This window comes from Bacillus sp. S/N-304-OC-R1 (assembly GCF_019749375.1).
Taxonomy (GTDB): domain Bacteria; phylum Bacillota; class Bacilli; order Bacillales; family Cytobacillaceae; genus Cytobacillus.
The window spans coordinates 398,253-424,220 of the sequence record NZ_JACWFE010000001.1; the positions used below are offsets into that span (position 1 = coordinate 398,253).

A 25,968-nucleotide genomic window follows, 5' to 3' on the forward strand; every position below is an offset into this window, starting at 1 on the left:
TTTATCTATAAAAATGATTAAATTTATTCTGTTTTAAGTAAAAGTTGGAATAAAAGTTATTTCATTAGAAAAGAGTGAGCGCATCGCCCACCCTTAACTTTGCTTTTCTTCCTTATAGTCACATTCGATACATTGGACTTGGACACCTTTTTTCAGCTTCTTTTCAATAAGCGTATTCTCACATTTTGGACAGCTGCGCGGTAAAGGCTTATCCCATGAAATAAAGTCACATTCCGGAAAACGGTCGCAACCATAAAAAATCCGGCGCTTTTTACTTTTTCTTTCTATTATATTTCCTTCATTACACTTCGGACACTTAACACCAATCTCTTTCACAATTGGTTTTGTATTTCTGCAGTCAGGGAAATTGCTGCAAGCCATAAACTTACCGAAGCGTCCCATTTTAAATACCATAGGGCTGCCGCATTGTCCGCAATCTTCTCCTGCAGGCTCATCTTTAATCTCGACCTCTTGCATTTCCTTTTCGGCAATTTCAAGATGCTTTTCAAAGTCAATGTAAAAATTATGAATGATATCTACCCAATTTACTTTGCCTTCTTCAACATAATCGAGATCCTTCTCCATCTTTGCCGTAAATTCTACGTCAAGAATGTCAGGGAAAAATTCGAGGATTAACTCATGAACAATTTCTCCAAGCTCAGTTGGAATAAATCGCTTGTTATCTAATGCTACATACCCACGCTTTTGGATCGTATCTAAAGTAGGTGCAAATGTAGATGGGCGACCAATCCCAAGTTCCTCAAGAGTTTTTACAAGACGAGCCTCTGTATAACGAGGTGGAGGCTGAGTAAAATGCTGTTTAGGTTCAATATCTTTTTTAAAGACCTCATCACCTTCCTTAAGATCAGGAAGCATTTTATCCTTTACATCATCTTGATCGTCTGTTCCCTCAACATATACCTTCATAAAGCCTGGAAACTTTATCTTAGATCCAGTTGCTCGGAAAATGACCTCTCCGTTTTTCAAATCTACACTCATTGTATCCATAATGGCTGGTGCCATTTGACTTGCAATAAATCGTTCCCAAATTAATTTGTACAGACGCAGCTGATCCCTAGATAAAAACTCTTTAAGACTAGCTGGATCATTTGTAACACTTGTAGGCCGTATCGCTTCATGGGCATCTTGTGTATTGGATTTCTTCTTTTCTTTTTTCGGTTCTGAAGATAGATAATCTTTTCCAAACGTTTGGTCAATATAATTTGAAGCCTCTGTCTGGGCAATTTCGGAAATACGAGTTGAATCGGTTCTCATATAAGTAATCAAACCAACCGTACCCTCTTTGCCAAGATCAATCCCTTCATAAAGCTGCTGCGCGAGCATCATTGTTTTTTTCGCGCGAAAATTTAATTTCCTTGCCGCTTCCTGTTGTAGTGAAGATGTCGTAAATGGAGCCGCAGGATTTCTTTTTCGCTCTTTTTTAGTAACAGATGTGACTGAAAACGTGCCATCAGACATTTTACTTAAAACATTTTCAACATCTTCTTTAGATTTTAATTCAAGCTTTTCTTTGCCAATGCCATAAAAGGATGCTTCAAAGCTGTCTTTCCCTTTTAGAAATTCACCATCAATTGACCAATATTCCTCTGGTTCAAACGCTTTAATTTCTTTTTCTCTATCAATAATTAATCGAACGGCTACGGATTGAACCCTACCTGCACTTAACCCTTTTTTTACTTTTTTCCATAGTAATGGGCTAATATTATAACCTACTAATCGATCAAGGATCCGCCTTGCTTGCTGAGCATCAACAAGATCTGTATTAATTGGTCTTGGATTTTTAAATGAATCTTTTATCGCATCTTTAGTAATCTCATTAAACACAACACGACAATCTGATGTAATATCCATATTCAAACTATGTGCTAAATGCCAAGCAATTGCCTCACCTTCACGATCAGGGTCAGCTGCAAGGTATATTTTTTTAGCTTTTTTTGCGGCCGTTTTTAATTCTTTTAAAACAGGGCCCTTACCGCGAATTGTTATATATTTAGGTTCATATTGATTATCTATATCAACACCTGTTTGGCTTTTCGGAAGGTCCCGAACATGTCCCATTGATGCTTTTACTTTATATTTTTTACCTAGATAACGCTCAATCGTTTTTGCCTTTGCAGGTGACTCAACGATAACTAAAAACTCTGACATTCCTAGTCCTCCTTAAGAGGGGATTTTATTTCGGTTCAAGTAAGATGACTATTAACACAGCTTCAAATACTTAATACCAATTATTTTATTGCTTTACCGACAGTAAAGTCTTTTTTCTACTTAGAAATAACTTTGTAAGATAAAAAATGCTGATATTATTAGGTTGTGAATAATGGTTGAAGAAATATCAACTATTATTGTACAACTCTTTCATCTTTGTCAAACATTAATATCAATATAAAAGCGGTTTCATTTTAAATGGTCTATTGAATTAGGTAATTTTTCCATTCGCAATTTCGAACATCTGTTGCAAAATGTATAACAGTTTGGATGGAATTTCAAGCCTTTTGAGCAAATTTGAAAAAAATAGTTCCATTTTTCTAGGAAATCATTTTCTTAAAACATAGTGATTCATTTTTTAGAATTATACAACAATTTTTTCAAAAAAATACATATTTGTTTAATATGTTAATTCTTCTAGTATATCATCTGGTGTTTGAACTAATTTCGCTCCTTGCTGAATAAGCTCATTTGTTCCAATTGAGTAAGGACTAAACATATTTCCTGGAAGAGCAAAAACTTCCCTTCCTTCTTGAACTGCGTAGTTAGCAGTTATTAATGATCCGCTTTTCTTTTTAGCTTGAACAATAAAGGTACCATTACTCATGCCGCTAATAATTCTATTTCTCAATGGAAATTGCCATCTTTCTGGTTTTGTATGAGGTGGATACTCAGAAATTATTAAATGATTTTTCATCATATCTAACGAAAGCGCTTTGTTAGACTCAGGATAAATATGGTTCAAGCCGCCAGCAATGACTCCAATAGTTTTTCCACCTAATCTAATTGCCGTTTGATGGGCAATCGTATCAATCCCTGCTGCTAATCCACTTACGATAACAACACCATTTTCTATTAATTTTGGAAATAAGCTTTGTATGGCCTCATTGCCATATTGGTTACACTGTCTTGAGCCGACTACAGCAAGTTTCAATTTATTTCTTAATAACGAAATATCTCCCTTTGCATATAAAACCCATGGCGGCTGATAGGTTTCCTTTAATAATACTGGATAATCTTCATCAAATACGGTAATAATGTGAACGTTCTGATTGTGATAGTGATGAATTTTTTCGAGTAATAAATTGGAGTGAAGGTCATGAAGTGTGGAAGAAGATAACGTGGTAGTTGTTTGGAAAGAATCGTTTATACTGAGTTGATAAAGCCTGCGAAGTTCAGGATCAGCCTTTAAAATATTTAAAATTGTTTTCCAGCCGATTCCCCTACAGTGATGCAAATGGGTTAATTTCAGCTTAAAATCATCCATTTTAATCCCCCTTATTCAAATATATTATGAATGCAGAATAGCCCCCCTATAAAAGGGGGGGTCTGCAAAAAATTAATGATATATTATTTATTGAATTAATGAGTTTTACACTTGTCATAAAGTCCTTTTTCTTTAAGAACTTTAATTAATGTTTCTCCCATTACAGAAGGTGTTGCAGCTACTTCGATTCCGCATTCGTTCATTACGCGGATCTTTTCATCAGCAGTTCCCTTACCGCCAGAAATGATGGCACCAGCATGTCCCATACGCTTTCCTGGAGGTGCAGTACGTCCGCCGATAAAGCCTACTACAGGCTTAGTCATATTAGCTTTAACCCATTCTGCAGCCTCTTCTTCAGCTGTACCGCCGATTTCACCGATCATAATTACAGCATATGTTTCTGGATCTTCATTGAAAGCTTTAAGAACATCGATGAAGTTAGTTCCGTTAACTGGGTCTCCACCAATACCAACAGCAGTAGATTGGCCGATACCAGCTTGTGTTAACTGATGAACTGCTTCATAAGTTAGAGTTCCAGAACGTGATACAACTCCAACATGGCCTTTTGTATGAATATATCCTGGCATAATACCAATTTTACATTCTTCAGGAGTGATAACACCTGGGCAGTTTGGACCAACTAGGCGTGTTTTCTTGCCTTCCATATAGCGTTTCACTTTAACCATATCTAATACAGGAATATGCTCAGTAATACAAATTACAAGATCTAACTCAGCATCAACCGCTTCTAGAATAGCATCTGCTGCAAATGGTGCAGGAACATAAATAACAGAGGCATTTGCTCCAGTAGCTTTAACAGCTTCAGAAACAGTATTAAATACTGGTAAGCCTTCTACTTCAGAGCCGCCTTTACCAGGAGTTGTTCCTCCAACAATTTTTGTTCCGTATTCTAACATTTGTTTTGTATGGAAAAGGGCAGTTGAACCTGTGATCCCTTGAACAATTACTTTTGTATCTTTGTTAATAAAAACACTCACGATTATTCCCCTTTCTGGTTTCAGGTTACCAACTAAATCAAGTATTTATACCTATTCAGATGGCATACCAAATTAATTTAACCTACTAATGAAACGATTTTTTGTGCGCCATCAGCCATAGATTCAGCTGCAATAATTTCAATGTCTGACTCAGCAAGAATCTTCTTACCTAAATCAACATTTGTACCTTCTAAACGAACAACTAAAGGCACGTTCAATCCAACTTGTTTCGCAGCTTCCACTACACCTGTTGCGATTACATCACATTTCATTATTCCGCCAAAGATATTAACAAAAATACCTTTTACGTTTTTATCAGAAAGGATGATTTTGAATGCTTCAGTAACTTTCTCTGCTGTAGCACCGCCACCAACATCAAGGAAGTTAGCAGGATCTCCTCCGTAATGTTTAACGATATCCATAGTTGCCATAGCCAGTCCAGCACCGTTAACCATGCAGCCAATATTTCCATCTAGAGAAATATAGCTTAAATCGTATTTAGATGCTTCGATTTCTTTTGCATCTTCTTCATCAAGGTCACGATATTCTAAAATATCTTTTTGACGGTAGATAGCATTGCTATCAAAGTTTAACTTAGCATCCAATGCCATAACCTTGCCATCACCAGTTACAACTAGCGGGTTAATTTCAGCGATTGAACAATCTTTTTCAATATAAGCAGTATATAAGCCCATCATGAACTTAACTGCTTGATTTACAAGCTCTTTTGGAATATTAATGTTAAATGCAATACGGCGAGCTTGGTAAGCTGTTAAACCAACAACTGGATCGATTTCTTCTTTGAAGATTTTTTCCGGCGTTTTTTCAGCTACTTCTTCAATTTCAGTTCCGCCTTCTTCAGATGCCATTAATACTACGCGAGAAGTTGCACGGTCTAATACTAAACCAATATAGTATTCCTTCTTGATGTCACAACCTTCTTCGATAAGAAGACGTTTAACTTCTTTACCTTCAGGACCTGTTTGATGCGTAACAAGAGTTTTTCCTAAAATTTCGTTCGCATATGTACGTACTTCATCTAAATTTTTCGCTACCTTTACACCGCCAGCTTTACCACGGCCTCCAGCATGGATTTGTGCTTTAACAACACAAACTTGTGTGCCTAATTTTTTTGCGGCCTCTACTGCTTCTTCAACTGTGAAAGCGACGATTCCGTTAGGAACAGATACCCCATATTTTCTGAGGACCTCTTTCCCTTGATACTCATGTATATTCATTTCCATCCTCCTATCGTTCTCTTCGTAAAAATAGACTGCGATATCATTTTATATAATGAGACTTGCCTTGTCCACCTTTATTGAGGAATAATTAACGTTATTTTGGTGTAATTTTTCCCGCTTCTTGGTCCGCTTTGTAAATAAAGGCAAATACTTCCGCTACTGCACCGTATAGCTCTTCCGGAATTTGCTCATTAATGTTTAATTTTCCCAGAAGCTCTACTAAAGATGGGTCTTCTTGGACAGGTATATCATGCTCCTTCGCTTTAGCAAGTATACTATCCGCAATTAATCCCTTTCCTTTTGCAGAAACATAAGGTGCAGCACCGCCGGTTTTATCATAAGTTAGAGCGACGGCTTCTTTACGAAGCTGTTTAATTTGATTGCTCATATCCGGAAATCAACTCCACTATAATTATTTGGAAGTTTATAATTAGATTGTTTTTTGTTCACATCCGTTTTTGATATTTTTCTATCTGACGGTTTTTCAAAGTTTACTGAGGAAAGATGATAATTTAATTCTTCTAAGGCTTTTTTTAAATTTGGAATAAATAAATTGGCAATCTCCTTTAGATCTTCCCTGTGATTTAGAACAGAAATCGAGATTACTCTATTCTGCACATGTAAATCTACAATCGTATCCTTTATGTGCTCTAGACTCAAATAAAATAAAATCCGGCAAAAATTCGGATCAATCTTGCCGTTATCATTTTTTCTTCCACTCCATTGCATGGTTAAATCGGTACCATTCCCCCAAACGGCTAGTGGAACTTGAAAAACTAAATGCTGTATTGGACCAGCTTCTTGTGAGAGTACTTGGTATCCTGTTATTTTATTCATTAGTTTTTCGGAAGCTTCTCGTACCGGGGCAGATACTTCCTCGCTTAATAGGCGTATTAAATGCGGTTTAAGGGACTCTATTTTATTTATTTCTACTCCATCTTGCTCTTTTAATAGTTTAAAAGTTTCATTTTCATAGGAATATCCAATTTTTCTAATAACATTCTTTAATTCTTCCAGGATTATTTTTGAATTCGTGGCTTGGATATTTTTTGTTTGATCAGATTCAGTTTTGCTATCAAGTTTGATAAGCGGGTCTATCATTGAAATTAACCGTTTTGCCTCATGCTGATCACTGTTCTTTAATACGGTTTTAAGTCTATCAATTATCGAAGAAATGGGTTCATCTTCAATTATCGTGCGGATTGAATTTAAAATACTTTTTGTAAAGGGCAATTCTTTGTTTAATGTAACCTCAATCACGTTTAAGCCCTCTTTTAGAGGTTTTCCTTTCAGCCAATCAGCCGCTGTATGCATTGTCTCCTTTGTAATAGGAAGCTGTTTAGTTTGCATAAATTCCAGTAAGAGTGCATTTTCCTTTGAATTTGGAAGCGAAAGCGCTTTTAGCACATTTTCAGTGCGCATGACTGTTTCGGTTCCTTCGTTTGCCTCTAACACTTTCAAATGTACTTTGCCTTCCCCTGATTGAACTTGAAACCAGTGACGCTCCTGAATCGATAATGGTGTCTCAAGCTGGGCAATAACCTTATTGGATCCGATTAAAACTTCAGCAACCTGATTGGGATAAAGCTTTGTTACTTGCCCGCTGACAATCTGTCCTGGTCTTAATGCAAATGCAAGATTTCCATTTAATTGCTGTTGATTGAGTACTGTTTGAACAAAATTTAAAGGCTGCAACGTATCACCTTCTTATTTCTCTATTGCTATGTAGTCCTTCACTGGGGCAAAGCTTTTGCGGTGATGAGGAGTGATCCCATGAGTCTGAATCGCCGCCAAATGCTCTTTAGTCCCATATCCCATATTAGTGGAAAATCCATACTCCTGATATTTCTCTCCTAATTTACACATCATTCGATCTCGAGTCACCTTGGCAATAATTGATGCAGCCGCGATCGATATACTTTTTCCATCACCTTTAATGATTGCTTCATACGGATAGGGTGTGTTTAGTTTTACAGCGTCTATGAGAAGAAAATCCGGCTGTACTTTTAATCCTGCAATGGCAGTAAGCATTGCTTTTTTAGAGGCCTCAAAAATATTAATCTGATCTATCTCTTCAACATTAATTATTCCAATATGAAAGTCTATCGCTTTGTTTATAATGATCTCATAATATTCACTTCGTTTTTGTTCAGAGAGCTTCTTGGAATCATCAAGTCCGGGCAAATAAAAATCATTAGGCAGGATGACTGCTGCAGATACGACAGGACCAGCTAATGGGCCTCGCCCAACCTCATCTATTCCTGCAATATGTAAGTATCCTTTTGAACGATACTTTATTTCATAGCTCGTCATTTGAATATGTTTTTCTAATGCTATTGCTTCAAGCTTTCGTTTGTTATGCCACTTTTTTAATAGCTGCTGTACTCCTTTTCGTTCATCTTTTTCCAGTTCTTTCGCGAAATGGCTATTGGGATCTGTTTCTATGGCGAGTCTCTCTTCAATTTCTCGGATCTTAAGTTGTTCCATGATGTTTCCCCTTTATTTCCATAATCTAAGTATCGGCATATCCGTAAAAAAATTAAAGCCCTCTTGATTAAAGAAGGCCTTACTAAGTGTTTATCGTTAAAATGGTTTATGATTCTTCATTATTATTCTCAATTAAGTCAGCGGGCTGTTCTAATGATATAGGTCCCCATTTTTCTGTTCTAAATTCTCTTATGACCAATTCAGTCACTTTATCATAATCGATTTGTCCACCGCTCATTAAGCAGCCGCGAAGTTTGCCGATTTCATTAAATAATTCAACAATATCTTCTGGGATTTGTTCTATTTTATAACGTTCCCTCATTCGATCAGGGTATTTATTTTCAAGGAATCTTAATGCATAAATGGCAATATCCTGCAAATTTAAGATCGTGTCCTTAATTGCTCCCGTTAGAGCCAGCTTTAATCCAACCTCTTGATCTTCAAATTTTGGCCATAGAATACCTGGAGTATCAAGCAGCTCCAACTCTTTGCCGACTTTAATCCATTGCTGGGATTTCGTAACTCCGGGAGTATTTCCTGTCTTCGCAATATTTTTTTTCGCTAATCGATTAATTAATGTTGACTTACCTGCATTTGGAATCCCAACAATCATCGCTCGAATAGCCCTTGGCTTTATTCCTTTAGCTTTCATTCGATCAAATTTTTCTTTAAGAATATCCTGTGAGGCAGCCACAATTTCCTTCATTCCTTGTCCCGCCTGTGAGTTGATAGCGAGCGCTCTCATTCCTCGATCATGAAAATACTTAATCCATTGTTTTGTTACTTCTTTATCAGCCATATCTGCTTTGTTTAGCAGGATAAGGCGCGGTTTATGCTGAATAATTTCATCTATCATCGGATTTCGTGAAGAATAAGGTATTCGTGCATCCACAAGTTCAAAAATAATATCTACAAGCTTAAGCTTTTCTGTCACTTCTCTCCGAGCTTTAGCCATATGCCCGGGAAACCATTGAATCGTCATAAGTATACCTCTTTCAAAATGAATTGCAGTTTATTTTACAATTCGAATATCTTCAATTGGCCAATAAATGATACCCGTATTGCCTAGTACCTTCTCCATTGGCACAGTTCCAATATGGCGGCTATCTTTACTGTATCGTCTGTTATCCCCCATCACAAAAAGTTGACCTTCCGGAACAGTGTCACGGCCAATTTTTTCTTTAAGTGTAAATGATTCAGTAAGCGGTCCATCAAAGTATTGTTTTTTATATTCATCTAAATATGGTTCATCATAGGCCTTACCGTTAATATATAGTACATCATCCTTATACTCAATTCGGTCTCCAGGAAGGCCAATTACTCTTTTAATATAATCTTTATTTTCAGGTGCGTGGAAAACAATGATATCGAACCGTTTTGGTTTTCCAATTTTATAACTGAACTTATTTACTATCATACGATCTTTATCATGTAACGTAGGCATCATTGATAATCCATCAACGACAATTGGAGCAAATAAAAAGTATCTAATAACTGCTGCCAATAATACTGCAATAACTAAAGCCTTGGACCATTCCCATAATTCATTTTTATTTTTTTTCATTTATTTCCCCACCAATCTGTATGTAAAAATCAAACAACTGTTTTAACGTATTTATTGTACAAAAAATTATATCCAATTGAACAGTTGTACGCTTATTTCATTATTATTTAACACTTATGTAATATTATTAATCGGGAAAATTTTTCATATCAAGAAAAAGGAGCTTGTATCGACAAGCTCCTTCCTTTTACTTTGATTATCGAATTTCTTTAATACGAGCTTTTTTACCACGTAGATTACGTAGGTAGTAAAGTTTCGCACGGCGTACTTTACCGCGGCGGATAACTTCAAGCTTCGCAATCTTTGGTGTGTGAACAGGGAATGTACGCTCAACACCTACACCGTAAGAGATCTTACGAACTGTGAAAGTCTCGCTAATTCCACCACCACGACGCTTAATCACAACTCCTTCGTACACCTGAATACGCTCACGAGTACCCTCAACAATACTTACGTGTACACGTACAGTATCACCAGGACGGAAAGCAGGAACATCAGTACGAAGTTGTTCTTTAGTGATTTCTTCGATTAATTTATGCATCGTTTTCAACTCCTTCCAACAGACGCTCATGCACATTCTATTCTACTAATTGCAGCGGAACATCTTTATAAGACAAAAAACTGAATAAGTCCAGCCTAAGTCACAAAAAATATTTTATCATAATAAACAATGAACTTCAATGCTATTTCTGTTCATTTTTAATTTCTTTCAGCCATTTTTTTTGAAGGTCGGTCAATTGTATATGTTCCAATAGATCTGGCCTGCGCAAATATGTCCTTCTTAATGATTCTTTCGTTCGCCATTCATCTATTAAACGATGATTTCCGGAAGTAAGCACTTCAGGCACTTTCATTCCCCTGAAATCCGCGGGACGAGTATAATGAGGATGCTCTAGTAAGCCTGTACTGAACGAGTCTCTGCGATGAGACTCTTCATTTCCGAGAACTCCAGGAAGTAATCGGACAACACTATCAATGATTACCATTGCCCCAAGTTCTCCTCCAGTAAGTACAAAATCACCAATTGAAATTTCATCAGTCACAATGTGCTCCCGAATTCTCTCGTCATAGCCCTCATAATGACCGCAAATAAAAATTAGATGGTCTAATTCTGCAAGTTCCTCGGCTTTTTTCTGATTGTACCGTTCACCTTGGGGACAAAGCAGAATTACCCTTGGTGAAGACTGCGCTCTATCACGCAAATCAGCAACAGCATCAAAAATCGGCTGTGGCTTTAAAACCATTCCCGCACCACCGCCATAAGGATAGTCATCAACGGTTTGGTGCTTATTATCGGAGTAATCCCTAAAGTTAACGACATTATATTGGACTGCATTATTTTCAGCTGCTTTTTTCAAAATTGAGTGTCCAAAAACTCCAGAAAACATTTCAGGAAAAAGGGTTAAAACATCAATTTTCATCATGATAGCAATCCTTCAATTGGATCAATTATGACCGTTTTTTCTTCGATACTTACTCCTTTTACTACATCTTCAATATATGGAATTAATATTTCCTTTCCGCCCTTCCCTTTAATAACCCATACATCATTTGCTCCAGGGGAGAGAATTTCAGTGATCTTTCCTAGTTCTTCACCAGATACTGTTTTAGCTAGGCAGCCAATAATTTCATGATAATAGTATTCATCCTCGTCTAACGAACCGAGCTGACCTTCATTAACCTTCAAAATGCCGCCCTTCATGATTTCAACTTGATTTATATTATCGTAGCCTTCAAAAGTAACTAAATCAAAATTTTTATGCGTACGATGCGATTTAACAATTAATTCAGTTGGCACTTTTGATTCAGGCATAAATAAAAATAGTTTATTTCCTGTTTTATATCGCTCATCAGCAAAGTCAGTCTTTGAGATAATTCTTACTTCACCTCTGACGCCATGAGTATTCACTATTTTTCCTACATTAAACCATTTTTCCATATTTCTTCACCTCTACCGGATGTCATCGACAATCCCATCTCTTATAATAATCGTTCTCCCATTTTGAATATCTTCCCAGCGATCTCCAACTTCTACATCTATGATCGCTGTTACTTCTTTTTCCTTTAACTCGCTTCCTAGCGGTAGTATATGTAATTGTTCCATTTGAAAATCTATAAGCTTAATCTTTTCCTTGCGTCCTTGTAATTCTTTTTCAAATTGTTTCTTTAAATTGACTGTCTGAAATGTATTAGTTTTTTCCTGTCTTTTTAATTCAAATCTCAGCTGATCACATTCCTTTTGCAGCTGTTGCTTCTGATTTTGATATTTTTTTAATAGAACACTTTTGCTGTTTTCTGTAAGAACTTGTTTAACCACGACAGATTGAAGTATTTTCATTCCTTTTGCCTCCTAAGGCTTAATCGTGCATTATAGTTCCATTTAAGTGACCGAAGATAAGAAATTGGAAAAAAGGAGGGGACCGTTCCCCTCCTTTTTTCAACAAAGCATCGGAAGCAAGCTGCCAATGCTTTCGTATGTTTCAGCTATAATACCTCATAATAAGGATTATTCACTGATTTCTAGAAAAACTTTTTTCTGCTGAGACGAACCTGCTGCATATACAACTGTTCGTATCGCTTTCGCAACGCGCCCTTGCTTCCCAATTACTTTCCCCATGTCATTCTTGTTGACAGAAAGCTGATAGGTTACGCGGTTTTCTTCTTCATGCACATTGATATGCACTTCATCCGGAAAATCAACAAGGGGCTTAATAATCGTTTCGATAAGCTCTTTCATCTTAATCGATTATTACTTACCGTTTTTAGCGTTATGGAATTTCTCCATAATGCCTTGTTTAGAGAAAAGGTTACGAACTGTGTCAGATGGTTTTGCACCTGTTTGAAGCCATTTAAGAGCAAGCTCTTCATTAATATCAACGATAGCTGGTTCAGCTACTGGATTGTAAGTTCCAACTGTTTCAATGAAACGTCCATCACGTGGAGAACGAGAATCAGCTACTACGATACGATAGAAAGGAGTTTTCTTTGCTCCCATACGTTTTAAACGAATTTTTACTGCCATTTTTAAAGCACCTCCGAATAGTTTCACACAAGATAGTATAATATCAGATATTTTGTATGTTTGTAAAGGGTTTTTTCTTTACAGCACAAAAAAAAGTTAAAATGGATTAAACGGAAACTTAAATCCGCCTTTTTTCTTCCCTTTTTGCTGCATTCCTGACATTTGTTTCATCATTTTTTTCATGTCCTCAAATTGCTTTAGAAGGCGGTTAACTTCAGGAACTGTTCTGCCGCTTCCTTTTGCAATTCGTCTTCTGCGACTAGCATTAATCGTTTCAGGATGAATTTTTTCTTCCTTTGTCATCGATTGAATAATCGCTTCGACATGTTTAATTTGTTTTTCATCAATTTGAAGATTGTTTAAGCCCTTAATTTTATTAGCGCCTGGCATCATTTTTAATAGGTCCTCTAACGGCCCCATTTTACGTACCTGACCTAATTGATCAAGAAAGTCGTCAAATGTAAAGCTGGCTGTACGAAACTTCTCCTGAAGCTCTTTTGCCTTTTCCTCATCTACATTTGCCTGAGCTTTTTCAATAAGGGTTAAGACATCACCCATGCCTAGGATTCTTGAAGCCATTCTTTCTGGATGGAAAGGCTCAAGCGCATCCATTTTTTCACCTAGACCGACAAATTTAATTGGAGTATTTGTAACAGAGCGAATGGATAAAGCTGCTCCTCCGCGAGTATCTCCATCAAGCTTTGTTAATACAACACCTGTTAAACCAAGCAAATCATTAAAGCTTTGTGCCACGTTAACGGCGTCTTGACCTGTCATCGCATCGACAACGAGGAAGATTTCATCTGGTTTGGACAATTCTTTAATTTGCTTGAGCTCATCCATTAAGGCTTCATCCACATGCAATCGCCCAGCTGTATCGATCAAGACATAGTCATGATGGTCTTCCTTCGCCTTTGCAATCGCTTGTCTCGTGATTTCAACAGGACTCACTTGATCGCCTAATGAGAACACAGGCATACTAAGCTGTTTTCCTAGCGTTTCAAGCTGTTTAATCGCTGCAGGACGATAAATATCAGCTGCAACAAGCAACGGACTGCGGTTGTATTTTTTACGCAGTAAGTTAGCTAGCTTACCAGTTGTCGTTGTTTTACCGGCACCTTGTAAACCAACCATCATAATGACAGTTGGGGGACGGTTTGCTACGGCAATCTTGCTTTGCTCTCCACCCATTAAGTCAGTTAATTCTTCTTTAACTACTTTTACAACCTGCTGTCCTGGTGTTAAGCTTTTTAATACTTCTTGGCCGACAGCTCTTTCACTCACTTTTTTAACAAAATCTTTGACGACCTTAAAGTTAACGTCCGCTTCTAATAAAGCAAGACGCACTTCTCGCATCATTTCTTTTACATCCGCCTCATTAACTTTCCCCTTGCCGCGGATCTTCTGGATTGTATTCTGCAGTCGGTCGGCTAATCCTTCAAATGCCAATGTTGCCGCCTCCTAATCTAATTTCTCAAGGTCAGCAATAATCGTACCCATTGTCTCGCTCATTTCCGGACTGACTTTCATGATGTCCTTTATGGCAGCAATTAGCTTGCTTCTCTCTTGAAATTTTTGAAATAATAACAGCTTTTCTTCGTACTCTTCAAGCATTGCCTCTGTACGTTTAATGTTATCGTAAACAGCTTGACGGCTAACATCGTACTCCTCGGCAATTTCTCCAAGCGAAAAATCATCCAGGTAATAAAGGGACATATAGCTTCGCTGCTTAGGAGTCAACAACGATTGATAAAAATCATACAGATAGTTCATTCTCGTTGTCTTTTCTAACATCCCTACTCCCCCTTGTTAAGTGAAAAGCCTTTACAACCATAGTTTACCTAGCTCAATTGAATATGTCAAGATAATAACTTTACAATCTAAAATGCAGGAAAATCCACTGCATATATAATCAACAAGAAATGCTGATTACTTAATTTTTTCGATTCTTTGCTTCGAGCAATCTTTTCATTCTTTCAGAACGTTCTTCAGGTGATACTTGTTCAGATTTCCTTTTTTGCGGTTTCTTTTTTTCAAGCGTCGTTATGTTTTCACTGTGAAGTACTTTTTCTTCCATTCTTTCTTCGCCTTTTTGATCTTTTAGTTTATCATAACCAGACTTTAGCGGTTTTGAGTTTATGAAACCATCCTTTTTAGGCAGTTTTCTTGAAATCATTCTGCTCATTAAAGTGATCAGCCCAAAACGGCGAATTGCAATTTCACTAAAAAAAAGTAAAAAAGCAGCAATAATAAGATACTGGCTAATCTGCTGTTTGTTTATATTTTATTCTTTAACGGTCTGAAAGTATCCTTTTCAGACACTAGTTCATTTCCACCAGTCCTTTTTGCCAATTCCTTAACAGCGGTAAATACAAGAAATAGCAGAAGCCATTTAGGATATATAAATTTCTTTTTCCGTTTATTAACGGACTCACGAGATTTTTTCATTACTTTAACCGCATCCGAAAGTTGTAGAGTAGCGACAATACTATCAGAATGCAGAAAGCTGCATGCAGTTATCACTCGGTCATCTGGGATATGGGTATTATATATAGCAGCTGCATCCTGTATCTTTGGACGATTTCTCCAAATTCGAATAGTAAAATAAATCAGCAAGGCAAAAATGATTCCGGCAAAATAATAAATAATATAAGGAATGATGACCATTCTTGCCATAACGAGCAGTAAAAGAGCCATAGCTCCTGCAAACATAAGCAGAAGCTGGACCTCCTTTAACACAAGCTCTATAAGCAGCTGAATTTGAACTGTTTTTAACAGCTTTTCAAATTGTTTGCGATCTTCCATTGTTATTCATTCCTATCGGCTCATCCCTTTTTCATATTGGGACGAAGTTTTTTAATACTTATGAAGACAGCACCAATAATAATAATTGAATAGGATATCAAGTAAGAAACCCATAATGGAAAGTCAATCCCCGATTTATTTTCTATTTCTCTTGTAACTTCCGGCTCAAAGGAACTGAGCAAAATAACAGGTGGACTCAACATGGCTATGAAATAAGACAGCGGGTTCGTTGAAGGTGTTCCTGTGTTTCCGTAGCGATTGGAAAATTCCATTAGAACTATTGTCAAAAAGGCTGTTCCGCCAGCTAAAAAGAGCGTAACTCCGTAGGCTGTAATCATGGATACTATCGTTTTTCTAATAAGTGTAGAAAATAGCACTCCTAAACTGCCGAAAGCAATCATCGTGAAAATATAAAACGCAATCGTTATTAATACTTGCCCAGGTGATATACCTCCAAATAGAAAGACAAAACTATAAAGAGGAAGGCTGGCAATAATTAATAATAGCAAGTAAGAAATAGAGGAAATTAGCTTGCTTAAAATGATGCTTGCTGAGCTTTGCGTAGTTGTCAGCATAATATTTAATGTTTGCCTTTCTCGTTCACTGCTAATAACACCTGCAGTAAGTCCTGGTGTAATAAACAGGACTAAAGCAAGCTGAAGGAATGAAAGCATGATAAAAATGTTACGGCTTTGGTCCGGCTTGAAAAAACCTTGATTGTTTGAAATTGATTCGATAAATACAAAACCTATAATTATTAGCCCTAATGCCAATAAGTAAAAGAGAACACCAAGAAAACTTTTAAATGATCGGAAACGGAGCTTAAACTCCTTATTTAAAACAGGATTAATAACAAAATTCTTCATGACAGCTCCACTCCTTTCGTGATTTCCATAAATACATCCTCAAGGTCTGTCTCTATTTCTGAAAAACTAGTAATTGCGATGTTATTGAAGATAGCTTTTTTCAATAAATCAGTCTGTTCATGAATTGAGCCTTTATAGATAAATTGCAGAGAGTTTTCCACGTCACCGCAATTTAGCTTTGTTACATTGGGATCATCTTCAAAAAAAGCAATTGCCCTGTCAATGTCACTGAACACTTTTACAATTATTAGTTTCTCGCCTTGTAACTGTGCTTGGATATCAGCGACTGAACCTTCTGCAACAAGCTGTCCTCCATCAATAATGCCTATTGTGTCACACATCTCAGCAAGTTCGGGGAGAATATGGGAAGAAATTAATATTGTTTTTCCCATCGTCTTTAATTCTTTTAATATTTCTCTCATCTCTACTCTTGCTCTTGGATCCAGTCCTGAAGCTGGTTCATCAAGAATTAACACTTCCGGGTCATGAATTAAACTTCTAGCCAAACATAAGCGCTGCTTCATTCCCCTTGACAATAAATCGACATAAGAATCTTGCTTATGAGATAGATTGACGAGGTCAAGTAATTGCGGGATAAGCTTTTCTCTCTCATGAACGGGAATTCCATAGCTTGCACCGTAGAAATGCAAATATTCAACTGTTTTCAGCTGATCGTATACACCGAAGAAATCGGGCATATAACCGAGCTGTCTTCTAACCATTTTTGGGTCTTTTTGAATGTTATAGCCATTAATAAAAGCGGTCCCTGAAGTAGGAGCCAGCAAAGTAGCCAAAATGGAGAAGGTTGTAGATTTCCCAGCTCCATTTTGACCAACAAACCCAAATACCGTACCTTTTTCAATTTCCAAATTTAGTGAATTAAGCGCAGTGAAATTTCCATATCTTTTTGTTAAATTAATAATTTCAATCACGGTGCCACTTCCCCTTTTATAGTGATCGCCGGTAATTGAACATATTGATCACCCTTTGCATTTTTTAATAGCTTTAGTGTAATCTCGCCTTTATTGGAGACATATTGCTGTATATTCGTCTCTTTATTTAACGTTAACCCCTTTTTGTCCAAGTCGATAGGCATCCATTCATTCTTTTCGTAATTATAAATAGAGTACTGAATCATTTGATTAATCTTCTTTATTGTCAACTCATCTAACTTAATCGTTTTGCCTATTAATTGATTTGGCAGCTGAACAATATAGTCATATTCTCCATCATCAATCGCCATTTCCTGATTTGACCCATTTATCATTTTTTCAAAAACATGGCCCCGTATTACTTGAAACTGGTAGCTCATCATGTCATTTTTAATTGAAAATGGACCTGAAAACTCTTGTTCAGCCAAAAATGATTCAAGGATTAAACTAGTATTTTCCTGTTTCTCTTTTTTGCCGGTCATTTTTACATCCAATATTGGATTTTTCGTGTATCCAGCAATAATAGGCTCGTTTTCAGTATTGTTGTTTAAAATATAATTAGAAGCTGCATATTGCAATCGTTCCCGCCGCACTTTATTTATATCCTTCGTCTGATATGAATAGTTCAGACCACTTGGACTTGTTGGCTTTGTTAAAAAAGCTTGTTTTGTCCCCTTATTTACTTGTATTGTTTCACCCTTTTTTAAGGAACCTAAAGGAATTTTCTCGTTTCCAGACCAAATAAAAACCTCTTCAAAATCATACGGAAACCCATTTTGAATACTTCCTGTTAATTGATTATTTTTTAATGTCAGTTTTGTTATAAAACTACCACCTGTTTTTTGGCTTGCCTTTCCATAGATCGTCTTTGAGGACCAATAATCAACCTTTGGAAACACAACGTCGGTATATTTTCGCTTTTCTTCATATACAGTACTTCTTAATGGGTCAAATCCTTTCATATTCTGTGCTCCAGGAACGGCTTTAAACTCTTTAGGAATAGAAAGGGTATATTCTCCGCTTTTATTTGAAAGCAATGTTGATGCTTGCAAACCTGATAACTGTCCCTCCGAAGCCTTATAAATTCCCATCTGGTTTAACTGCGGCTGTGAAATTCGATCTTTTGCCCCTATCCCAAACACTACAGCCCCCATTAGAACTGCTAAAGAAGGAATAATCCACCAAGAGTGTTCCCTCTTGTCTATTTTCCGTAAAACTAAATATAATATTGGGACAATGAGGATAATATAACCGCCCAATAGTGCAATTAGCTGAGCAATCGAAAATTGACTCGCAGGGAAGAATTCATTTGCTTCAACGAATTCCCAATAAAGAGAACCATAGAAATCAGGACCATATCTACCGGAAAAAGCATTGTTTTTTTCAGCTTTATTAATAAAATCTGCAAACCAAGTACTATACCCTTTCCATCCAGAAATGGGTTCATCACCAAGAGAAAAACCAGTTTGGAGGATTGCCCCTTCTCCAACTTTACTTTTAGCAGTAAAAGGCATCGATTCATTGCCATCAATAATAATTGCATCTTTTTGCAATTTGCCTGTAAACACATTTACTTCATAAAATCCAGGATTATTGGCTGAATTAATTTGATTTAAAAAGCTTGATGATACCTTCTTTTCATTTTCCATTTGCATTGGGAGCAGAGAATAAATTTCACCATATGATTGACTTCCGCTCGGGGAACCTCCAGCAATGAGAGTACCCCCTCTTTCAATCCATTCCTTAATAGCAAACTGCTGATCTTTGTCTAATTGTGAGAGAGGGTATTCATCAATAACTAAATAATCAATCATCTCAAGACCCAAAGCCTGTTTTGGCAGCTGCTCTTTTTTCAGCTCCAGCATTTGTATTTGTGTAAATGGAAGTACCCGTAATTCCTTTAATCGGTCATAGTTTTCGCTCAAAACTCCTATAACAGTTTCATCCATATCTAAAAATTTTGTTTTTATCTTGTCGTCGCCGCTAAATTTAATATTTTCCCCTTTTCTCCAATCACCTTTGAAAAGTTGAATCGCTGGAACATTTTGATATGAAGATGCATAATTATCTGTTATTCCAGGTAAAGAAACTTGATATGTTTTCGTGCTATTAGGCGGCAAATCCACTTGTACAGATAGAGCTCCCCCTATATTCCAAGAGGGATTAAAATTAATAAGTAAATCTCCTGCGAAGGCTTCTCCTTTATTTTCAAATTTTATTGATAGAGGGAAACCCTCCCCCATCTTTACACGCCCATTGAATCCCTCATCAATGGATATATGTATAGTTTTAGTTTCTGCATGTCCAGTTGATAGAAAACAGCCAAAAGCTAGTATGAAGCTAACGATAAAACCAATGACTGCCTTAATTCTTTTATTCATGAAATCTCCTCCAGCTATTCATTTCCAACCTTTAAGACGAAAAGTATAGAAAATAGTTTTCTAGATTTATAAAAATAGTAAAATATGTTTATTCACCTGCAAAATATGGACGTACTTTATAGACGAAGATCGTATGGGCTTCCTCTTTAAAATATGCAAAAAAAAACAGCGGAGCAAATGACTTCCGCTGTTTTTTTCCTCTATTCTTCTTCATTTTCTACCAAATCTGCAAATAGTCCATAAACATACTGCTCTGCATTAAATTCCTGAAGATCATCCATTTTTTCACCAAGGCCAACAAATTTTACAGGAATATCAAGTTCATTTCTAATAGCAAGAACAATTCCGCCTTTTGCCGTACCGTCTAGCTTCGTAAGAACAATTCCGGTAACGTTAGTGGCTTCTTTAAATGTTTTTGCTTGAATCATCGCATTTTGTCCTGTAGTCGCATCAAGAACGAGAAGAACTTCATGTGGCGCACCAGGAACTTCACGCTCAATTACCCGTTTTACTTTCTCAAGCTCTTTCATGAGATTGACTTTGTTTTGCAGACGTCCTGCTGTATCACAGATTAGTATATCTGCATTACGTGATTTAGCTGCTTGAATTGCATCAAACATAACCGCAGCTGGGTCAGATCCCGCCCCCTGCTTAATAACATCGACCCCAACTCTTTCTCCCCAAACTTCCAGCTGTTCAATTGCTCCTGCCCTAAATGTATCTCCCGCTGCCATTAAGACTTTTTTACCTTCGCTTTTGAATTTATGCCCTAACTTCCCAATTGTCGTTGTTTTCCCGACCCCATTAACACCAACAAAAAGAATGACAGTTAAGGAATCCTGCTGAATATTAAGCTCTGCTGAAGAGTTACCTCCTGCCTCATAAATTTCCACTAGCTTTTCGGAAATAACACTTTGTACTTGCTTCGGATCTTGTATATTTTTTCTCTTTACCTCTGATTTTAATTCTTCCACTAGCTCCATTACGGTATCAAAACCGACATCTGCCTGAATTAGAATTTCCTCAAGTTCTTCAAAGAAATCTTCATCAACTTTACGATATCTTGCAACAAGATCATTTACTTTATTGGAAAAATTATTTCTTGTTTTCGCTAATCCATCTTTAAATTTTTCAGTAACACTATCTGTCTGCTTCGTTAGTTTTTCTTTTAATTTTTTAAAAAAGCTCATCTGGCTCACTTCCTATAAAAAATAATAATTATGTATGGAAGCTGACTACCTAAAGTCAGCTCGTAATATCTATTGAGTAACTAATTCCGTTGTCTCTTCTAAACGGACAGAAACAAGTTTTGAAACACCTGATTCCTGCATCGTTACACCATACAGAACATCCGCTTCTTCCATTGTTCCTTTTCGGTGAGTAATAACGATGAATTGGGTCTCAGAGCTAAATCTCTTTAAATACTGACTAAAGCGAAATACATTTGCTTCATCAAGTGCTGCTTCTACCTCGTCAAGAATACAAAATGGCACAGGACGTACTTTTAAAATTGAGAATAGCAGGGCAATCGCCGTCAATGCTCTTTCTCCCCCTGATAAAAGCCCAAGGTTTTGCAGTTTTTTCCCTGGAGGCTGTGCGACAATTTCTACACCAGTATTTAATAAATCATCAGGATCAGTTAGCTTTAAATCAGCCCTTCCCCCGCCGAATAATGATTGAAATACCGACTCAAAATGAAAACGAATGCCTTCAAATGTCTGCTGGAACCGTTTTTTCATTTCGATATCCATTTCATCAATAACCTGGAATAAGGTATCCTTTGCTTCTTGTAAATCATTTTTTTGTTCTAGAAGGAATTCATAACGCTCTGAGACACGATCATATTCCTCAATAGCCCCAAGATTCACTGTCCCAAGTTCTTCAATACCAAGCTTAATTAGTTTTACCTTTTTCCTTGCTTCATTAATATCCATTGTTAATGGATATTGCTCTTTTGCAGCTTCAAAGGACAATAAATATTCTTCTCGTAAATGAGTTAAACGAGTTTCAAGCTCAACATCGAGGCGATTTAATTTTACTTCTTCATCCTTTAATGCTTCAATCATGCCTTTATGCAGCCGTTTTAATTCTTTTGTTTCAAGCTCTAAATCTTCTAATGCAGTTTGAAGCTTCATCCGCTCTTCTCTTCTAGAGGAAATTAAGTTAATAGTTTCGGTTTTATCTTGCAATTTACGTTTTGCTGCTTCTTCTAACTGCTGCTCACCAGAATAACTATTTGTCATTTCTGAGGATAAAAGTTCTAGGTCCTCTTGTAAAATCATTAATTTACTATTAACTTCAGCAAGTTCCTCATTTATCGCTTCATATTTGTCCTTTGCATAATTGTATTGCTCACTTTTGGCTGCAAAGCTTACCTTTAATTCATTAATGGCAGTTAACAAACTTTCCTTTGAGGTTTTCTGTAAATTTTTCTGGTCTGTTAATAAATTAATTTTTTCATCTAAGGAAGTGATTTGGGACCCATATTCTTCAAGGATTAAGCTCAAATCTGATTTTCTTATGATAAGCCGCTCTCGATCCTCGGAAAACTGGGCTTTGTCTAAATCATAAAGGGACAATCTTTCATTTAAGCTTTTCTCTTCGAATTCTATTTCGCGAAGATCTCCTTTTATTGTTTGTTCCTTTAATCGAAGTTCTTCCCCTGTTTTCCTGTGATCATCTATTCTTTCCTCTAGCTTTTGGATATCAGCTTTTAACATCTTTACTTGTGATTCTAAGCCTTGAGTCTTAGATTCCATATCAGTAATTCTAACCTTTAGTTCTTCAAGCTCAGCCTTTCTGCTCAAAATGGAGGTGGTTTTTTGTTTTAAGGCACCTCCGGTCATTGATCCGCCAGGGTTTACTATATCGCCATCAAGAGTAACCAATCTGACCCGATATTGGAGAATCTTCGCCATTTCATTCGCGCCTTTTAGATCCTTTGCAATGATAACGTTCCCAAGCAGATTTTCCATTGATTCTTTATATTTTAAATCGAATTGAATTAATTTAGCCGCTTCACCAATAAAGGAAGGATGATGCCCGATTGATTGAATTTGACTAATTGTTAAGCTCTTCCCTTTAATTACATTTAAAGGAAGAAATGTAGCGCGGCCAAAGGAGTTTTGCTTTAAGTATTGAATTGCATTTCTACCATCTTGCTCGGTTTCCACAATAATATGCTGCATCGCTCCGCCTAATGCTGTTTCTATTGCAGTTTCATATTCCTTTGGAACTTGAATAAGCTCAGCAACAGCACCTTCTATCCCTTGTAGCTTTTCGCCGCGAGCCTTCAAAACTTCCTTTACTCCTTGGAAAAAGCCTGAGTAGTCATCTTCCATTTCTTCAAGCATTTCTTGTCTTGATTTTGCTTTTTGCAAATACTGATATGCTTGATAAAGAGTTTTTTCTTGCTTTTGGTAGTTGTCTTTTGAAGATTCCAATCTTCTCTGCTCTTCACGAAATAGCTTTACTCCAGCATCTAATTCTTGCTGAGCTGATATGAGTGCTGCCTCAATTTTCTCTTTCTTCTCTTGAATGCTTTTCCGATTTTGAATAAAGTTATCATTATCCTGCTCGAGCCTGCTGCTTCTTATATCAAGCTGAGACAGCTGCTGCTCAATGTTTTGCAGCTCATTTTTTGCAGCGGCCTGTTTATTTAAAATTTCGATATAATCGCTTTTTAGTGATTCAATTTTTTCTTCCGTATTCTCATTAAATAACTTTAATTGATCTTGTTTTTGCTTTAGTTCATTTTGTAAATCGGTCGCTTCATTCTCTAACTGCTGTTGTATAAAATACTGTTTATCCTTTAGTTCCTTAAGCTCGAGTTCCTTTTCAAAATACTCTCCTAAACTTCTTTGGAGCTGATCTTTGTTCTGAGATGCATTCTTCTTTCTTTCCTTTAAGACTTCTTTTCTGCCTTCGAGCTTCTCAAGCTCTTCACTGGCATGAAGCAGTACATTTTGCAAATCATTAATCGATTCATCAAGAGCTGAAGCATGATCTCTTAATTCTTCGATTTTCGCCTCTTTGCTCTGAAGATTAGCAGAGTGCTTCATTTCATTTGCTTTATGCTGTTCAAGGTCCTTGGATAACTGTTCCCATTTCGAATGTAAATCCTCAATTTCATAGACCATTAAGGCAACTTCTATTTTCTCAAGCTCTTCTTTCTGCTCTAAATAATCCTTGGCAATAGAAGCCTGGATTTTTAAAGGCTCAACCTGACTTTCAAGCTCGTATACTATATCATTCACCCGATTTAAATTATCTTGGGTTTCTGTCAGTTTTCCTTCAGCCTTCTTTTTTCTAGTTTTATACTTAAGCACACCTGCTGCTTCTTCAAAAATTGTTCTGCGCTCTTCTGCCTTGCTATTGAGAATTTCCTCAACTCTTCCTTGGCTAATAATTGAAAAAGCTTCTCTTCCTAAACCAGAATCCATGAATAAATCAACAATATCTTTAAGTCTGCAAGATTGTTTATTAATAAGAAATTCACTATCTCCGGATCTGTATACACGTCGAGTGACACTAACCTCATTATAATCAATTGGCAATGATTGATCCTCATTATCCAATGTTAATGTAACTTCTGCAAAATTAAGAGATTTTCTTGAATCACTTCCAGAGAAGATGATATCTTCCATCTTTACTCCTCTTAAAGATTTAGCTGATTGTTCCCCTAATACCCATCTAATTGCGTCAGTGATGTTGCTTTTCCCACTTCCGTTCGGTCCTACAACAGCCGTAACACCTGGTACAAAATCAACCATGATTCTCTCAGCAAACGATTTAAATCCCACAACATCTAACCGTTTTAAAAACAACTGCTGCTCCTCCTACTCATTACTGTTTCATTTCTTTGTTGTCGTTTTAGCTTAAATTGTTTTTCAGAACTTCAAGTGCCATTTGTGCCGCATGCTGTTCTGCTTCTTTTTTGGATCTTCCTGTTCCAGTCCCTAATTCCTTGCCGTTCATTGAAACTCTGGAGACAAACTCTCTATTATGAGCAGGACCTTTTTCCTGCAATATTTTATACTCGATTAGACCAGCTCCATCACGCTGTATCAGTTCCTGAAGCTGACTCTTAAAATCCATTACATGTGAAAAGACACCTGAATTGATTTTTGGGAATACAATTTTTTCAAGAAATTGAACAACTGTAGCCAATCCCTTATCCAAATAAAGAGCACCAATAAATGATTCAAAAACATCCGCAAGCAGTGCCGGTCTTTCTCGTCCGCCGGTCATTTCTTCCCCTTTTCCTAAAAGCACAAGCTCCCCAAAGGATAATTCATGTGCAAAGGATACTAATGAAGGCTCACATACGACAGCAGCTCTTAATTTTGTCAGCTCACCTTCACTCATCATTGGATATTTAAGAAATAAAAATTGGGAAACGGTTAGCTCAAGGACTGCGTCTCCTAAAAACTCAAGTCGTTCATTATCTTCATTTGGTTTTCTGCGGTGTTCATTTACATATGAGGAATGAGTAAATGCTTGTTTTAATAGCTTTTCATTCTCAAACTCAATCCCGATCTTCCTCTGAAATTCTTTAAAACGTTTATCTATAGCTCGAAAGCTTTTTTTATCCTTGTCTTTTCCAATACTGTGCATAATTGATTCACCTTTGTAAGTAAATTGACCAAAATTTTATTAAAAACCATACTAATAACGAGTTTACTGAAAAAAAATGAAATATGCAAAAAGCATAGAAAGCCCCGTTAATAAACGGAGCTTTACCAAAACTCGTATTTTCTGTCCGTAACCACCTAATATAAAATCAAGTAATAATGGACAAAAAATACGAAAAAAATAGTATACAGCGGGGGCAAATACCCCCACTGAAAGAAATTTGTTTACTGAATTATTGCTTTGCATTTATGTAATTTACAGCGTCACCAACTGTAGCAATTTTTTCAGCGTCATCATCAGAGATTTCCATATCGAATTCATCTTCTAATTCCATTACTAGTTCAACAACATCAAGGGAATCAGCGCCAAGATCATCTTTGAAAGAAGCTTCTAATTTTACTTCAGACTCTTCAACACCTAGACGGTCAACGATAATCTTCGTTACTCTTTCTAATACATCTGCCATGCTTGTTCACCTCCCCTCAAGATATTATAGAGTATTTTTCATAAATAATAAATGTACTTTATTATTATTTTAAATC

26 protein-coding genes are annotated in these 25,968 nt (G+C 36.7%); all 26 read right to left on the reverse strand.

What is annotated here, in order from left to right:
* Positions 1–93: 93 nt before the first annotated feature.
* Entirely contained in the window at positions 94–2,169 is a 2,076-nt protein-coding gene (topA, locus tag H0173_RS01950; RefSeq protein WP_221844231.1) for a type I DNA topoisomerase, read from the reverse strand.
* A gap of 460 nt (positions 2,170–2,629) precedes the next feature.
* Positions 2,630–3,496: a DNA-processing protein DprA gene (gene dprA, locus H0173_RS01955; RefSeq protein ID WP_221844232.1), complete on the reverse strand. Its 867-nt coding sequence runs from the start codon at positions 3,494–3,496 to the stop codon at positions 2,630–2,632.
* 95 nt (positions 3,497–3,591) lie between these two features.
* A complete protein-coding gene (gene sucD, locus H0173_RS01960; RefSeq protein WP_221844233.1) occupies positions 3,592–4,494 on the reverse strand; it encodes a succinate--CoA ligase subunit alpha in 903 nt (300 codons plus the stop codon).
* A 77-nt stretch (positions 4,495–4,571) separates the two neighbouring features.
* Positions 4,572–5,732: an ADP-forming succinate--CoA ligase subunit beta gene (gene sucC, locus H0173_RS01965; protein WP_221844234.1), complete on the reverse strand. Its 1,161-nt coding sequence runs from the start codon at positions 5,730–5,732 to the stop codon at positions 4,572–4,574.
* Between the two features lie 97 nt (positions 5,733–5,829).
* Positions 5,830–6,123, reverse strand: a complete 294-nt coding sequence (locus H0173_RS01970; protein WP_221844235.1) for an EscU/YscU/HrcU family type III secretion system export apparatus switch protein — start codon at positions 6,121–6,123, stop codon at positions 5,830–5,832.
* Positions 6,120–7,430 carry a hypothetical protein gene (locus H0173_RS01975; RefSeq protein ID WP_221844236.1) on the reverse strand — a complete coding sequence of 437 codons (1,311 nt, stop codon included), beginning with the start codon at positions 7,428–7,430 and terminating at the stop codon, positions 6,120–6,122. Before H0173_RS01975 ends, H0173_RS01970 begins: the two co-directional genes overlap by 4 nt.
* A 12-nt stretch (positions 7,431–7,442) precedes the next feature.
* Positions 7,443–8,222 carry a ribonuclease HII gene (locus H0173_RS01980; RefSeq protein ID WP_221844237.1) on the reverse strand — a complete coding sequence of 260 codons (780 nt, stop codon included), beginning with the start codon at positions 8,220–8,222 and terminating at the stop codon, positions 7,443–7,445.
* 106 nt (positions 8,223–8,328) lie between these two features.
* The gene (gene ylqF / locus H0173_RS01985) at positions 8,329–9,204 is read right to left on the reverse strand and encodes a ribosome biogenesis GTPase YlqF (protein ID WP_221844238.1); all 876 of its coding nucleotides are present in this window, start codon (positions 9,202–9,204) and stop codon (positions 8,329–8,331) included.
* 30 nt (positions 9,205–9,234) lie between these two features.
* Complete coding sequence (gene lepB / locus H0173_RS01990) at positions 9,235–9,786, reverse strand: signal peptidase I (protein ID WP_221844239.1); 552 nt, start codon at positions 9,784–9,786, stop codon at positions 9,235–9,237.
* Positions 9,787–9,982: 196 nt separating this feature from the next.
* Positions 9,983–10,327 carry a 50S ribosomal protein L19 gene (gene rplS, locus H0173_RS01995; RefSeq protein ID WP_221844789.1) on the reverse strand — a complete coding sequence of 115 codons (345 nt, stop codon included), beginning with the start codon at positions 10,325–10,327 and terminating at the stop codon, positions 9,983–9,985.
* A 142-nt stretch (positions 10,328–10,469) separates the two neighbouring features.
* Positions 10,470–11,207, reverse strand: a complete 738-nt coding sequence (gene trmD, locus H0173_RS02000) for a tRNA (guanosine(37)-N1)-methyltransferase TrmD (RefSeq protein ID WP_221844792.1) — start codon at positions 11,205–11,207, stop codon at positions 10,470–10,472.
* Positions 11,207–11,725, reverse strand: coding sequence for a ribosome maturation factor RimM (gene rimM, locus H0173_RS02005; protein ID WP_221844240.1), 519 nt, complete (start codon positions 11,723–11,725; stop codon positions 11,207–11,209). The genes trmD and rimM overlap by 1 nt, the downstream gene beginning before the upstream one ends.
* A 12-nt stretch (positions 11,726–11,737) precedes the next feature.
* Positions 11,738–12,124, reverse strand: coding sequence for a YlqD family protein (locus H0173_RS02010; protein WP_221844241.1), 387 nt, complete (start codon positions 12,122–12,124; stop codon positions 11,738–11,740).
* Between the two features lie 168 nt (positions 12,125–12,292).
* Positions 12,293–12,523: a KH domain-containing protein gene (locus H0173_RS02015; protein ID WP_221844242.1), complete on the reverse strand. Its 231-nt coding sequence runs from the start codon at positions 12,521–12,523 to the stop codon at positions 12,293–12,295.
* A gap of 12 nt (positions 12,524–12,535) precedes the next feature.
* Positions 12,536–12,808: a 30S ribosomal protein S16 gene (gene rpsP, locus H0173_RS02020; RefSeq protein WP_151534178.1), complete on the reverse strand. Its 273-nt coding sequence runs from the start codon at positions 12,806–12,808 to the stop codon at positions 12,536–12,538.
* A gap of 96 nt (positions 12,809–12,904) precedes the next feature.
* The gene (gene ffh, locus H0173_RS02025) at positions 12,905–14,257 is read right to left on the reverse strand and encodes a signal recognition particle protein (RefSeq protein ID WP_221844243.1); all 1,353 of its coding nucleotides are present in this window, start codon (positions 14,255–14,257) and stop codon (positions 12,905–12,907) included.
* 12 nt (positions 14,258–14,269) lie between these two features.
* Complete coding sequence (locus tag H0173_RS02030; RefSeq protein WP_221844244.1) at positions 14,270–14,602, reverse strand: putative DNA-binding protein; 333 nt, start codon at positions 14,600–14,602, stop codon at positions 14,270–14,272.
* 139 nt (positions 14,603–14,741) lie between these two features.
* Positions 14,742–14,993, reverse strand: coding sequence for a hypothetical protein (locus H0173_RS02035; protein WP_221844245.1), 252 nt, complete (start codon positions 14,991–14,993; stop codon positions 14,742–14,744).
* Between the two features lie 92 nt (positions 14,994–15,085).
* Entirely contained in the window at positions 15,086–15,613 is a 528-nt protein-coding gene (locus H0173_RS02040; RefSeq protein ID WP_221844246.1) for a hypothetical protein, read from the reverse strand.
* 20 nt (positions 15,614–15,633) lie between these two features.
* Entirely contained in the window at positions 15,634–16,479 is an 846-nt protein-coding gene (locus tag H0173_RS02045) for an ABC transporter permease (RefSeq protein ID WP_221844247.1), read from the reverse strand.
* Positions 16,476–17,411, reverse strand: coding sequence for an ABC transporter ATP-binding protein (locus H0173_RS02050; RefSeq protein ID WP_221844248.1), 936 nt, complete (start codon positions 17,409–17,411; stop codon positions 16,476–16,478). Before H0173_RS02050 ends, H0173_RS02045 begins: the two co-directional genes overlap by 4 nt.
* A complete protein-coding gene (locus tag H0173_RS02055) occupies positions 17,408–19,792 on the reverse strand; it encodes a hypothetical protein (RefSeq protein ID WP_221844249.1) in 2,385 nt (794 codons plus the stop codon). Before H0173_RS02055 ends, H0173_RS02050 begins: the two co-directional genes overlap by 4 nt.
* 200 nt (positions 19,793–19,992) lie before the next feature.
* Positions 19,993–20,982, reverse strand: a complete 990-nt coding sequence (gene ftsY / locus H0173_RS02060) for a signal recognition particle-docking protein FtsY (protein ID WP_221844250.1) — start codon at positions 20,980–20,982, stop codon at positions 19,993–19,995.
* A gap of 69 nt (positions 20,983–21,051) precedes the next feature.
* On the reverse strand, positions 21,052–24,618 hold the full coding sequence (gene smc / locus H0173_RS02065) for a chromosome segregation protein SMC (RefSeq protein WP_221844251.1): 3,567 nt from the start codon (positions 24,616–24,618) through the stop codon (positions 21,052–21,054).
* Between the two features lie 46 nt (positions 24,619–24,664).
* The gene (rnc, locus tag H0173_RS02070; RefSeq protein ID WP_221844252.1) at positions 24,665–25,408 is read right to left on the reverse strand and encodes a ribonuclease III; all 744 of its coding nucleotides are present in this window, start codon (positions 25,406–25,408) and stop codon (positions 24,665–24,667) included.
* 250 nt (positions 25,409–25,658) lie between these two features.
* Positions 25,659–25,892, reverse strand: a complete 234-nt coding sequence (locus tag H0173_RS02075; RefSeq protein ID WP_221844253.1) for an acyl carrier protein — start codon at positions 25,890–25,892, stop codon at positions 25,659–25,661.
* Positions 25,893–25,968 lie beyond the last annotated feature (76 nt).